The sequence below is a fragment of the Flexivirga caeni genome (genome assembly GCF_003724155.1).
Lineage (GTDB): Bacteria > Actinomycetota > Actinomycetes > Actinomycetales > Dermatophilaceae > Flexivirga > Flexivirga caeni.
Genome location: NZ_RJJQ01000014.1, coordinates 62,266 through 75,228 on the forward strand (window position 1 = coordinate 62,266; position 12,963 = coordinate 75,228).

The following is a 12,963-nucleotide window of genomic DNA, read 5'->3' on the forward strand; positions in this document are numbered from 1 at the left end:
TCTCGCAGCCTACGCGGGTGCCTGCCCGGCCGGTTCGAGGCCGGGCGTGATCGACGCGAGGTAGGAGTGCACCGACGGAATGGCGGCCGCCCCCTCGCCGCTTGCCGCCGCGACACGTTTCATCGACCCGGAGCGCACGTCACCGACCGCGAAGACACCGGGCACCGTGGTGCCGAGCGGCTCCGGCGGGCAGTTGCCGACCCAGGTGTCCATCGGCACCTCACGCCCGGTGAGCACGAATCCCCTGTCGTCGCGGGCGATTTCGGCGGGCAGCCAATCACATCCGGGCTTTGCGCCGAGCAGCAGGAAGAGCCCGGCGCACGGCTTCTGGAATTGCGCGCCGGTCTCGTTGTCGCGCAACGTGATCCACTCCAGCTTGGTGGTGCCGCCTGCGTCGATGACCTCCGCGCACCCCCTCACACTGATCCGCGGGTTGGCCTCGATCTCGCGGATCAGATATTCCGACATGGTCTCGGTCAGGTCCGGCCTGCGTACGACCAGCTTCACCGATCGCGCGAAGCGCGACAGGTGCACCGCGGCCTGCCCGGCGGAGTTGCCGCCGCCGACCACGATGACGTCCTTGCCCTCGCATTCGCGAGCCGCGCTCGTTGCCGCGCCGTAGTGCACGCCCAGTCCGACGAGCTGCTCGATGCTCTCCACACCCAGCCTCCGGTATTGCACCCCGGCGGCGATGACGACCGAACGGGCTTGCACCGCACCATCGTTCAGCTGCAGCACGAAGGTGCCGCCGGGCGCGTCCGGCAGGCGCAGACCTCGTATTGCGCGAGCCGAATACAGCTTCGCACCGAACCGCGCCGCCTGCGCCCGCGCCCGCTGCGCCAGCCGCATGCCGGAAATGCCCCGCGGAAAACCGAGGTAGTTGCGGATCATCGAGCTGGTCCCCGCCTGCCCGCCGATCGCGTCCGCGTCGAACACGACCGTCGAGAGGCCCTCGGAGGCGCCATACACGGCCGCGGCCAGGCCACCGGGACCGGCTCCGACGATCGCCAGGTCGAAGACCTCGTCCCGGTCGAACTCCTCCATCGCGTAGAAGACCCGCCCGAGGTCCTCGATCGTCGGCTGCACCAAGCCGCCGGTGAGCGGCGAGTAGACGACCGGGTATGCCGGCACACCGTCCGGCCAGTCGATGCCGGCCAGACCGTCCTCCGCGGCGGGTGACTCGGGCGGCACCGTGAGCACCGGCACCCCGAGGCGCTCGAAGAAGTCGCGCAGCCGCGCCGCGGCGCTGTTGCCGGCCGGTGCGATGATCCGGGCCGCCTCGACGACCGGGCGCCGCGAGTTCCAGCCCCAGTCGGACAGCAGCTCGGTGATAGCCGTGTGGAACTCCTCGTCCCGTTCGCCGCGCGGCACCAGCAGGCCTGCCTCGATGCGGCCGTCGACCTGCGCCTCCCGCATCGTCTCCCGGCAGCCCCGGAACTCGCCGTAGCCGAAGAGCAGCACCCGCTTCGACTGCGGGCTGACGGCGTGCAGACAGTCGATGGTGACCAGCCCTGGGGCGTCGGGCTGGTGCAGCTCCACAACCAGCAGCGCGACGTCCACGTGCTGCGCCTGCAGCGACTGGACCAGCCCCATCGCCGGGCCGAGACCGTGCGCGAACTCCACGCGGTAGTCATGCGCGTATCGCCCGAACTCGCGCTGCATCTGGTCGGCGTTCGCGTCCCCGACGAGGAGGGCTGCGGCAGTGTCACCCGGTCATCGTATGGCGCGCGGCGCTCAGACCCCGGCCTGCGAGTCGAGTTCCACGTGTTGCGGCACACGCAGGATCAGGGCGTCACCCTGGCCGCCGCCGCCACACAGGCCGGCCGCGCCGAGCCCGCCGCCGCGGCGCCGCAACTCCAGCGCGAGGTGCAGCACGAGACGGGCTCCCGACATACCGATCGGGTGGCCCATCGCGATCGCGCCGCCGTTGACGTTGACGATCTCCGGGTCGATGCCGAGCTCGCGTGTCGAGACGATGCCGACCGCGGCGAATGCCTCGTTGATCTCCACCACGGCCAGGTCGGCGGGGGTGATGCCTTCCTTCTCGCAGGCCGCGACGATCGCGCGGGACGGCTGCGACTGCAGACTGGAGTCCGGCCCGGCGACGACGCCGTGCGCACCGATCTCGGCGAGCCATTCCAGACCGAGTTCGGTCGCCTTGGCCTTGCTCATCACCACGACCGCGGCGGCACCGTCGGAGATCGGCGAGCTGCTGCCTGCGGTGACCGTGCCGTCTGTGGCGAACGCCGGGCGCAGTCTCGCCAGGCTCTCCGCGGTCGTGTCGGGCCGGATGCCCTCGTCGGCCGCGAACTCCAGCGGGTCACCCTTGCGCTGCGGGACCTGCACGCTGATGACCTCGTCGTCGAAGATGCCGCCCTTCCAGGCGCGCGCGGCGAGCTGGTGACTGCGCGCACCGAACGCGTCCTGCTCCTCCCGGCTGACCGCACGGTCGCCGGTGTTCTCCTGCTCGGTGAGTAGCCCCATCGCCTGGTCCGTGAAGGCGTCCCACAGGCCGTCATACGCCATGTGGTCGCGCATCGTCACGTCGCCGTACTTGAACCCGGTGCGGCTGCCCGGCAGCAGGTGCGGTGCCTGGCTCATCGACTCCTGGCCGCCGGCGACGACGACCTCGAACTCGCCCGCGCGGATCAGTTGCGCGGCAAGCGCGATGGCGTCCAGGCCGGACAGGCAGACCTTGTTGATGGTCAGCGACGGGACATCCATCGGGATGCCGCCCTTGACGGCGGCCTGCCGCGCCGGCATCTGGCCGGCGCCGGCGGTGAGCACCTGGCCCATGATCACGTAGTCGACCTGGTCGCCCGACACTCCGGCCTTCTCCAGCGCGCCCTTGATGGCGAAGCCGCCCAGGTCGGTGCCGGAGAAACCGGACAGCGAGCCCTGGAAGCGCCCCATCGGCGTCCGGGCACCGGCGACGATGACGGCAGTGTTGTCAGTAGTGGGCATGGCGTAGAACCCTCGATCCCGATCCAGTTGGTTCCTCAGTGTGCTTCTCACTGTACGGCGGGCCGATTCGCCGGAACCGGCGGTGCCGGGCGTTGCCTACCGCCACGACCCGCGCGGCGGTCGCCGGTTGCGCGCGTCCCAGCAGGTGGTGTGCCAGTGCCGCCGGTCGGACACGTCGCCGAGCCCGTCGTCGGGCCACACCACGACGTGCGCGACCGCGGCAGCCAGCTGCTGCTGGCAGCCGGGACAGGTGTATTCGCGACCGGTGGAGTTGCCGCGGACCGGCCGCACGACATACGTGCTGCCGGCATACGCCTCCCGGCGGATGCCGGTCTCGAGCAGCCGGGAGATGTCCGGCCGCCGGCCGGGATCACCCGGGCGGCGGCTCGTTCGACGTCCGCGACGGGCCACCGGTCAGGCCAGGAACGGCTCGCCGGTCGCGGCGTGTTCCAGCAGCAGCGGGCTCGGCACGATCGACGGGTCGATCGCCGCCTGTTCGAGGAGCCCGTCGGCCACCGCGCTTGCGCCCAGCTCGTCGAGTATGGCGAAAAGCCCTGCCGGATAACCGCATCCGGCGGTCATGGCGGTGTCGATGTCCTGCGGTGTTGCATAGCCGGAGTCGACCATCGCGACCGCGTCGTTCAGGTGCTGGAAGAGCAGCGCGTCGACCACGACACCTGGGCGGGCCGGGCCCGCGACGGGCACGAAGCCCGCGCCGGCGAGTGTGGCGCGCACCATGGCGAGCTGCTGCGAGGCCGCTCCGAGCGGTATGCCGAACTCGGCGACCTGGCCGCCCTTGGTGGGCAGGTGCACCCGCAACGGCAGCACCGTCACCTGCGCCGAAAGCGTTCCAGTCAGCGCGAATTCGCTCTCCTCGTCGGTCGTGAGCACCACACTGCGTTCGTCGAGCACCGCAGCGACCTGCGCGAACCAGGTGCTCGCCGCGTCATCCCCGCAGCAGGCACAATCGGTGGCGTCCGCGTCGTCGTCCGCCGTCGCACACTCTCCACCACCACACGCGTCGCAGCCGGCATCCGGGCCACCGGCCAGGATTACCAGTGGGCTGCCCGCGAGGGCCGTGACGTCGGCTGCGGGGTCGTCGATCGAGGTGACCGACACGCCGGCCTTCGCCAGCAGGTCAGCCAGTTGCCCGGCCAGCTCGCCCTGCCCGACGACGGCCGCCGCAGCGGTCATCTCGCCCGTGCCGTCGGCCGCTCCGGCTCCGGCGTCGGCCGCGTAGTCGTAGAAGCCCCGCCCGGTCTTGCGCCCGAGCCGGCCGGCGAGCACGAGTTGCTTCAGCAGCGCCGGTGACGCGTCGGAAGGGCGCTTGGTTGCGTCATACATGACCTCGCAGACCTCCCGGACGACGTCGAGGCCGACGAGGTCGCTCAGTGTCAGGGGCCCCATGGGCAGTCCGATGCCGACCCGGGCGGCATTGTCCAGGTCTTCCCGCGAGACTTTGCCGGTCTGGTAGAGCGCGATCGCGCGTGCCAGGTAGGGGATCAGCAGCGCGTTCGCGACGAAACCCGCTCGGTCTCCGACCACGACAGGGCGCTTGCCGAGGTTCAGCGCCAGCTCACGGACCGCAGTCACGACCTGCGGGTCGGCCAGCACCGTCTCGATGACCTCGACGAGCGCCAGCACCGGCGCCGGGTTGAAGAAGTGCATTCCGACTACCCGCTCGGGATGCGCTGTGCCTGCAGCGATCTCGGTCAGCAACAGGCTGGAGGTGTTGGACGCGAGCACCGCGTCCGGGCGGACGATGTCGTCCAGCGCGGTGAAGATCAGGTGCTTGATCTCCATCCGCTCCGGAACCGCCTCGACCACGAGGTCGGCGTCCGCCAGGTCGGCCAGCTCGGCGGTGAAGGTGATCCGCGCCAGGGTCGCGTCGCGGTCGGCTTCGGCGAGCTTGCCCTTGGCGACCGCCCGATCCAGCGACTTGGTGACGAAACCCTTGCCTCGCTCGGCGAGTTCCGTGCTGCCGTCGACGGCGTAGACCTCGTGGCCCGCTTTCGCGAACACTTCCACGATGCCGGCACCCATCGTGCCGAGCCCGATCACCGCGACCTTGTTGATGTGGGAAACCATGAGGGCAGTGTCTCAGGCTGCCGTCTCACCGGCAGCCGCAACTTCCGGGTGACCGGCTCAGCCCACTAGGCTCTGCTGGCGTGCGCGTTGTGATTGCCCGGTGCAGCGTCGACTACGTCGGCCGCCTGACCGCCCACCTGCCCCTGGCCACCCGGTTGCTGATGGTCAAGGCCGACGGGTCGGTGCTGATCCACAGCGACGGCGGGTCCTACAAGCCGCTCAACTGGATGTCGCCGCCGTGCTCGATGGCGCAACTCGAACCCACCGCGGACGAAGCCGAGGAAGGCGTGCAGAGCGTCTGGTCGGTGCAGCACGCCAAGTCCGAGGACCGCCTGCATGTGCGGATCCACGAGGTGCTGCACGACTCCAGTCACGACCTCGGAATCGACCCCGGGCTGATCAAGGACGGGGTCGAGGCGCAATTGCAGCAACTGCTCGCCGAGCACATCACGACCCTCGGCGAGGGTTACACGCTGATCCGGCGCGAATACATGACCGCGATCGGACCGGTGGACATCATGTGCCGCGACGCCGACGGCGCCACCGTGGCCGTCGAGCTCAAGCGCCGTGGCGACATCGACGGCGTCGAACAGCTGACCCGCTATCTGGAGCTGCTCAACCGTGATCCTCACCTCGCGCCGGTCAGCGGCGTGTTTGCGGCCCAGCTGATCAAGCCGCAAGCGCGTGTGCTCGCCGAGGACCGCGGGATCCGTTGCGTGACGCTGGATTACGAAGCGCTCAAAGGCATGGATGACACCGAAGCTCGACTGTTCTGAAGGGTAGGAGGCCACCGTGATCGAGAGCGATGGACCAGGTATGACGCGCGCCGCCATCGCCGCGCCGAATGCGCTTGCGGCGCAGGCAGGCATGGACGTCATTGCCCTCGGCGGGACTGTGGTCGACGCCGCGATCGCGGCGCAGGCAGTCACCTACGTGACCGAGCCAGGCATCGTCAGCGCGCTCGGCGGAGCGTTCGTCAACGTCTGGCCGGCGGGCGCGGACCCGCAGGTGATCGACGGCAACTGCGAGATGCCGGGCCGCAGCGCGGCGCCGGACCGTCTCGGAGGCGGGCTGCGCGCCATACATCTCGAATACGGGGGTGGCATCACGATCAACGCAGGGGCCGGATCCGTCGCAACGCCAGGGTCTTTCGCGGCATACGGGATGGCGCACGAGCGATTCGGCCGAGCACCGTGGTCCGACATCCTGGGTCCGGCGATCTCGGTGGCGCGCGAGGGGTTCGTCCTGGGCCAGGCGGCCGGGCACTACCTGCAGCTGACCGGCCGCCTGCTGTGGTCGTTCGACGAGCAGACCAAAGCGCAGCACTTCGCCGGCGACGACCCGGCCGGGCCGGGCACCCGGATGGTCAACACTGACCTGGCGAATTCCTTCGAAACCATTGCACATCAGGGCATTTCGGAGATCTACACCGGATCGCTCGGTCACTCCGTCGCCGACCACGTGACGTCGACCGGCGGCCTGCTCGGTCGCGCGGACTTGGCGGCATACCGGCCCGTGTGCCGGCCGGCATCTCGCGCCCGGCTCGGCGACTGGGACGTCGCGCTGAACCCGCCACCGTCCATCGGCGGGCCGGTCCTCACCGCGATGCTGCGGCTGATCGCCGAACGCGGCATGAGCCCGGAGGCCCTGCTGCAGATCCAGGCCACCGTGCTCGGCTACCGCGCGACGCACCTGGACCGGGCCTCCGACCTGCGCGAAGCGGGTGCGGAGCTGCTGCTCGCCCTCGAGACCACCGGCCTGGAGTCGCTGCCCACCAGTCAGGACACCGCACACGTCTCGGTGGTGGACAGCGCCGGAAATGCCTGCGCCATCACGACATCCGCGGGCTACTCGTCGGGGGTGACAGTGCCCGGGACCGGGCTGGTGCTCAACAACTGCCTCGGCGAACCGGAGCTCAACCGGCTCGGCCTGCACGCGCTGCCGCCCGGCACGCGACTGGCGTCCAACATGGCGCCGACGACGGCGCGGTCCGCGGCCGAGGGTGTCACGCTCGCCGTCGGCACTCCCGGTGCGGACCGCATCACCACGGCGCTGGCCCAGGTGATCGCCCGGCACTGCGTGGGAGGGGAAGAACTGCAAGCCGCGATCGACGCGCCCCGCATGCACGTCGAACTCGCGCCCGATGGCGTGCGACTGCACCACGAGCCGGACGAAGCGGCCACCGCAGCAGCACTCGCCGCCGGGGTGACGGACGTGCCGCACGAGGCGTTGGACATGTATTTCGGAGGGGTGGGCGCGGCATACGCCACGGAGGGCGGTGAACTCGTCGCTGCGGCCGACCCACGACGGGCTGCCGCGACGGCTGTCAGCTGAGTCCGGGTGCGAGGATCGCCGGTTGCGGGATCAGCTGCCGCGACAGCGGTATGACGCGATGCAGCCCGGTCGCCCGCATCAGCCGCTCGAGGCGCAACGACGCGTCGGCCAGGACCAGCCGGCGGCCGGCGCGCACGGCCCGGTGATGCGCTCCAACGATGACACCCAGACCGGTGGCGTCGCCGATCTCCGCGTCGCCCAGGTGGAGCACCAGATCGCCCACACCGTCGTCGACCGCGGCGCTCAGCGCGATCCGCACATCGGCAACCGTGTGCACGTTGAGTTCGCCCCGCACTGCGAGTTCGCTTCCGCAGCGCACCACATCGATCCGCACCACGTCGTGGTCGTTGACTCGAGCCATCGTTCCGCCACCTTCCCCGGCTGGGTGTCGAACGTCCGGAGGGCGCGCAGCCGCGCCTTCTGTAGTCATTGACGCACGGCAACGTGGGATTGTTGGGCAGGTCAGGGTCACGTTTTGGTAAATCGGCGTAACGATCGGCTGCCTCGCACGATTTACGTGTCTGCGACGATGTCCCCATGGTCATCCTGAGCCGCATCTACACGCGCACCGGCGACGCCGGCACCACCGCCCTCGGAGACTTCAGCCGCACCGGCAAGAACGATCCCCGCCTGATCGCGTATGCCGACACCGACGAGACCAACTCGGTGATCGGAGTCGCCGTCGCGGCAGGCGGCCTGGGCGGCGAACTCGATGCGGTGCTGCATCGGGTGCAGAACGAGCTCTTCGACGTCGGCGCCGATCTGTGCAACCCATTGGTCGAGGACCCGGCATACCCACCACTACGCGTGAAACAACCCTGGATCGACGATCTGGAGGCCGATTGCGACCGGCTCGGCGAGCAGGTCGAGACGCTGCGGTCGTTCATCCTGCCCGGCGGATCCGTCGGCGCCGCCCACCTGCACCTCGCCCGCACGGTCGCGCGACGGGCGGAACGTGCCGCCTGGCTGGCCCTGGAGACGTATGGCGATCAGCCCGCTCCCGCCGGAAGTCCCAAGGGCACCGGCGGCGTCAACCCGCTGACTGCGCAATACCTCAACCGCCTGTCCGACCTGCTCTTTCTCGCTGCCCGCGTTGCGAATCTGCCCGCGGGCGGCGACGTGCTCTGGCAGCCCGGCGGTGGGCGGGAGGAGCACCCCGCCGCGCCGCCGACTGACGCCGCAAACACTCACTGACGCAATTGCGACTGCGTCACTCGGGTGCGCAATGCGTCAGTGACGCTAGGCGACGTTGGCGTTGAGGCCAGGGGGCGCCGACTCCGACCAGGACCGCAGCGCGGTGTAATCACCGGGCGCAATGGCGATGGTGAACCGATCGTCACCGACGGTGCACTCGACCTGCACGGGATCGAGCATGCCGATCGGCTTGGCGCGCTGCACCGGCATGGGTGCGCCGAGGTCGAGCTCGCCACGCGACCAGACGAGTTGTGGACGGACGCCCACCCCGATCACCGAGAACCACTGGACGCAGTCCGTCGACAGTCGTGTCATCCCGAGCTTCCAGCCGTCGTCGCCGCGTTGCACCGCGACCATGGCGAGGGGCTCGCCGCGCGCGATGATCCGGCGGCGCGCCACGAGCGACGCCAGCCCGAGCACGATGACCAGGACGACGCACACGACCCCGACTGCAGCCCAGTCGATGGTCGCAATCACGGTGTAGCTCTCAGGCGCCGAGGCTCGCCGCGTCGACGCGCTCGGCAACCAGCGTGACCTTGTCGTTGTCGACCGAGATGAAGCCGCCGTTGATGGTGACTGTCTGGCGCTCCCCACCGACCGGGTCGATCAGCACGTCCCCGTCGCCGAGCACCGCCAGCAGCGGCTCGTGCTGCGGCAGGATTCCGATCTCACCCTCGATGGTGCGCGCGGACAGCTGGCGGGCCTCGCCGGACCAGACGACGCGGTCCGGGGCAACGATTTCGACCTGCAGGCTCACGAAGAGTCAGCTCCTTGGGATGTACGGCGATATGCTGCCGAACGGACGGGGGACCACCTCAAGCTTACCGGGCGGCGAGGGGTGCTCTGTCCAGGTTCCCAGGGATTGCGCAGACAAGTCCCGGAACCTGTGCACGGACGCCGGCGTTGAGCAGCGAAATGGCCATACTGACCAGTCCCGACCTGGGGGTCGCCTTCCTGACGTTGTTCGCCCTCGAGCTGGTGCTCGGCATCGACAATGTCGTCTTCATCTCGATCCTGACAACTCGCCTGCCGGAACGCCAGCGCGCCCGGGCCAGGACCATCGGGCTCGGACTCGCGCTGCTGATGCGGATCCTGCTGCTGGCCATCGCCTCGTGGATCATCGGACTCACCGCCACGATCTTCTCGATCGGCGATGCCGCCGCATTGCAGTTCTCCGGTCGTGACCTGATCCTGCTGCTGGGCGGCCTCTTCCTGGTCTACAAGGCGGTCACCGAGATCCACGACAAGCTGGAGGGCGAGGACGCCGAGTCCACCGGCCGCGCGAGCACGAGCGCGACGTTCGCCGGCGTGATCGTGCAGATCCTCCTGCTCGACGCCGTCTTCTCGCTCGACTCGGTGATCACCGCCGTCGGGATGGTCGACCAGCTGTCGATCATGATCGCCGCGGTCACCCTGTCGATCGGCCTGATGATGATCTTCGCCGGCCGGATCAGCTCCTTCGTCAACCGGCATCCGACGGTGAAGATGCTCGCGCTCAGTTTCCTGGTGCTCATCGGGTCGACCCTGATCGCCGAGGGTTTCGACATACACATCGACAAGCCGGTGATCTACGGGCCGATCGCATTCGCGATGGCCGTGGAGGCGCTGAACCTGACCTACCGCAAGCGGCAGGCGGCGCGAGCCACGACTCAGCAGGGCGACTGACTCAGCGCTCGACGACGATCGCCATCGGGGTCTGCTCGCCACCCTGGCCGAGCGGGTTGTCCGCGAACATCTCCTCGAAGCGCGTCGTGTCACCCGGCACGTCGGTGCCGAGGACGTTGCGCCCGATGTCGTTGGCATCCATCACGATCGTCCCCCCGAACGTGTCGCGGTATGGCGCCGGCACCCGCTCACGGATCGCGGCAGTAAGCCGGGCGGCGACATCGTCCGGGTCCTTGGGCGCCAGCTTCGCCGAGACGTTCGAGGGGTATGCCGAATACTCGGTCGGGCCGTCGATCGCGCGGATGTCGCCGCCGACGAGTTCGTAGAACATCCCGCGCTTGCCGATCAGCTTGCCGACCGCTCCCCCGGCGCTCGCGTAGAGAACGCGCGGCAGACCGGCCTCCTGGATCGCCAGCTGCATGGTGAACGGGGAGCCGAGCCCTATGCCGGCGGGCGTGCGCGTGACGTACTTCGACAGCACCCGCGCCGGGCGGCCGACGTTGATGTCCCAGATGAAGTAGGACCGGCCCTGCGTGATCGCCACGATCTTCTCGGAAATGAAGTAATACCAACGCTTTCCGGCCATCTCGGCGGCCTGCTCCGGGTCGCCCTGCAGCGTCTCGAAGAAGCGGTCGATCTGTGCCAGCACGCGAGCGTCGAGATCGTCGTCGCGGCTGAACAGCTCGGTGCGCAGCGGGTAGCGGCGCACCGTCACGCCGGACGCAGTGACCAGGTCGAGCTCCTTGTCCGCATTGGGCTCCAAGTCGGTCTTGACGCGGACCGGCTGGTCGGCCTCAGAGTCCTTGTCGTCGAAGAACTCCTGCAGCCACAGCTCGACGTTGAGCAGCCGCCAAAACTGCATGGAGTCCACGCCGTTGCTGCCCTTGATCCACCCCTCGAACGCGTGCAGCACTTCGTTCTGGTCGAAATACGGTCTGTTCGCGAAGGATTCGGACAAGAAGATGTTGTAGAAGTAATTCTTCAGCCGCATGAACCACTCGCCCTGCGGCGTGGTGAAGCCGATCTTGTTACGCCGCCGGTTGATCAGGTCGGGCAGCAGCCCGCGGGTCGCGTCGCGCAGGATGCGCTTGTTCCAGCCGCCCTTGATGATCGCCTCGTCGGACAGGGAGAAGATGAACTTCACGACTTCCTTGTCCAGGAACGGCACGCGGCCCTCCAGGGAGAAGCGCATAGTGTTTTTGTCCTCGTAGCGCAGCAGCGACGGCAGCGACCCGACGAACAGGTCCTCGATCAGCCGCAACTTCAGGTTGCTGCCCTCGACCCGGTAGGTCTCCCCGGCATACTTCTGCCGGAAGTCCGGCGCCAGGAAGGCCGTCGCGGGGATGCTCTTCTTGCCGGTCAGCTTGTCCTTGAGCTTGAAGCGGCCCAAGCGGTAGAGCACGTCGAGGCTCTTGGACAGCTCCGCCGCCGCCTGCTTGGCGCCCTGCGCACGCAGCTGGCGCAGGTAGACGAAGTAGTAGGGGATGTAGCCGGCCATCATCTCGTCGGCTCCCTGGCCGTCGAGCAGCACGGTGACGTGCTGCGTTGCCTCGCGCATCACCTGGAACTGCGCGTAGGGGCCGGAGGAGATCAGCGGCTCTTCCTGCGTGCGAATGAAGTCACGCAGGTCGGCCTTGAACTCGTCCGCGGTCGGCTTGATCTTGTGCGCCGCGACGTGGCCCCGGCAGCTGTCGAGGACGGCATCGACATACTTCTCCTCGTCGTTCGCCGACCCGGGGAAGACCGCGGAGAACGTATTCTGTTTGGTGCCAACGGATTCGGTGGTCGTCTCGTCGCCGGAGTTCAGCAGCTGGTTGATGATGACGGCGACCGCGCTGGAGTCGAGACCGCCGGAGAGCGACGTGCCGACCGGCACCTCGGACTGCAGCCGCAGGCGAACGGCCTCGATCAGCCGGGCCTTGTAGTCGGCGGCAGCCGCCTCGTCATACGGCCGCTGCTCCGTGGCCAGTTCGGCAAGCTCCTCACGCAGGCGGGTGTATGGCGCCCGCGCCGTCCCGCTCGCGTCGACGGTGAGGGCCTCACCGGGCTCGAGGCGCTCGATGCCGTCGAAGAACGTCTCGCGGCCGTCCTCGTGGATGCGGAAGCGCAGGTAGCGGTAGATCGTGCGGTCGTTGGGCTTGGCGTCATACAGGCCGGACGCCAGGATCGACTTGATCTCCGAGGCGAACAGGAAGGTGTCGCCCACCTGGGCGACATACACGGGCTTGATGCCGAAGTGGTCGCGGCTGAGCGTCAGCCGCTGGTCGGCCGAGTCCCAGATCGCCAGGCCCCACATGCCGTTGAAGCGGTCGAACGCGTCGGTGCCCCACTCCGCGAACGCCTCCAGCACGACTTCGGTGTCGGACTCGGTGGTGAAGGTGTGCCCGAGCTCCTGCAGCTGCTCGCGCAGCGGCAGGTAGTTGTAGACCTCTCCGTTGTAGACCAGCGTGTAGCGGCCGTCGGCGGTGGTCATCGGCTGCTGGCCGTGCGCCACGTCGATGATCGACAGGCGCCGGTGGCCCAGGCCGGCCGCGCCGTCGGTGAAGGAGCCCTGCCCGTCCGGCCCGCGGTGCGCCTGGCAGTCGTTCATCCGCTGCAGCACGGCTGCATTGCCGCTGGGGCCGAGGTACCCGACGATTCCACACATGGGGGCCAGCCTATTTGGCGCGCACAGTGCGATGCGAAACGGATCAGCCCGACCCTGGCCGAGAGGAGCAG

The 12,963-nt window shown here is 68.9% G+C and carries 12 protein-coding genes; 4 read left to right on the top strand and 8 right to left on the bottom strand.

The window, feature by feature from the left end:
• Positions 1-9: 9 nt before the first annotated feature.
• From EFY87_RS13295 to EFY87_RS13310, 4 genes are all read right to left on the bottom strand, one after another.
• Positions 10-1,662 (bottom strand): NAD(P)/FAD-dependent oxidoreductase, encoded by a 1,653-nt coding sequence (locus tag EFY87_RS13295; protein WP_123271971.1) that lies wholly within the window; start codon positions 1,660-1,662, stop codon positions 10-12.
• Positions 1,663-1,734: 72 nt separating this feature from the next.
• Complete coding sequence (locus EFY87_RS13300; RefSeq protein ID WP_123271972.1) at positions 1,735-2,964, bottom strand: acetyl-CoA C-acetyltransferase; 1,230 nt, start codon at positions 2,962-2,964, stop codon at positions 1,735-1,737.
• Positions 2,965-3,060: 96 nt separating this feature from the next.
• Positions 3,061-3,375, bottom strand: coding sequence for a hypothetical protein (locus EFY87_RS13305; protein WP_123271973.1), 315 nt, complete (start codon positions 3,373-3,375; stop codon positions 3,061-3,063).
• 3 nt (positions 3,376-3,378) lie between these two features.
• A complete protein-coding gene (locus tag EFY87_RS13310) occupies positions 3,379-5,052 on the bottom strand; it encodes a 3-hydroxyacyl-CoA dehydrogenase (protein ID WP_123271974.1) in 1,674 nt (557 codons plus the stop codon).
• Positions 5,053-5,132: 80 nt separating this feature from the next.
• On the opposite strand from EFY87_RS13310, the gene nucS reads away from it, so the two are divergent.
• Together nucS and EFY87_RS13320 are read left to right on the top strand one after the other, a co-directional pair.
• The gene (nucS, locus tag EFY87_RS13315; RefSeq protein WP_123271975.1) at positions 5,133-5,828 is read left to right on the top strand and encodes an endonuclease NucS; all 696 of its coding nucleotides are present in this window, start codon (positions 5,133-5,135) and stop codon (positions 5,826-5,828) included.
• 16 nt (positions 5,829-5,844) lie between these two features.
• Positions 5,845-7,386 (top strand): gamma-glutamyltransferase, encoded by a 1,542-nt coding sequence (locus EFY87_RS13320; protein WP_342769125.1) that lies wholly within the window; start codon positions 5,845-5,847, stop codon positions 7,384-7,386.
• On the opposite strand, the gene EFY87_RS13325 is transcribed toward EFY87_RS13320, so the two are convergent.
• A complete protein-coding gene (locus EFY87_RS13325) occupies positions 7,379-7,747 on the bottom strand; it encodes an STAS domain-containing protein (RefSeq protein WP_123271977.1) in 369 nt (122 codons plus the stop codon). The two genes, EFY87_RS13320 and EFY87_RS13325, sit on opposite strands and share 8 nt — an antisense overlap.
• Before the next feature lie 176 nt (positions 7,748-7,923).
• On the opposite strand from EFY87_RS13325, the gene EFY87_RS13330 reads away from it, so the two are divergent.
• Positions 7,924-8,580: a cob(I)yrinic acid a,c-diamide adenosyltransferase gene (locus tag EFY87_RS13330; RefSeq protein ID WP_123271978.1), complete on the top strand. Its 657-nt coding sequence runs from the start codon at positions 7,924-7,926 to the stop codon at positions 8,578-8,580.
• A 45-nt stretch (positions 8,581-8,625) separates the two neighbouring features.
• On the opposite strand, the gene EFY87_RS13335 is transcribed toward EFY87_RS13330, so the two are convergent.
• Positions 8,626-9,057 carry a DUF2550 family protein gene (locus EFY87_RS13335; protein ID WP_158607633.1) on the bottom strand — a complete coding sequence of 144 codons (432 nt, stop codon included), beginning with the start codon at positions 9,055-9,057 and terminating at the stop codon, positions 8,626-8,628.
• 10 nt (positions 9,058-9,067) lie between these two features.
• Complete coding sequence (locus tag EFY87_RS13340; RefSeq protein ID WP_245988635.1) at positions 9,068-9,337, bottom strand: F0F1 ATP synthase subunit epsilon; 270 nt, start codon at positions 9,335-9,337, stop codon at positions 9,068-9,070.
• A 146-nt stretch (positions 9,338-9,483) separates the two neighbouring features.
• On the opposite strand from EFY87_RS13340, the gene EFY87_RS13345 reads away from it, so the two are divergent.
• On the top strand, positions 9,484-10,245 hold the full coding sequence (locus EFY87_RS13345) for a TerC family protein (protein WP_245988636.1): 762 nt from the start codon (positions 9,484-9,486) through the stop codon (positions 10,243-10,245).
• A 1-nt stretch (position 10,246) separates the two neighbouring features.
• Here the strand turns inward: EFY87_RS13345 and asnB are convergent, their stop codons facing one another.
• Positions 10,247-12,892, bottom strand: coding sequence for an asparagine synthase (glutamine-hydrolyzing) (gene asnB, locus EFY87_RS13350; protein WP_123271981.1), 2,646 nt, complete (start codon positions 12,890-12,892; stop codon positions 10,247-10,249).
• Between the last annotated feature and the right edge of the window lie 71 nt (positions 12,893-12,963).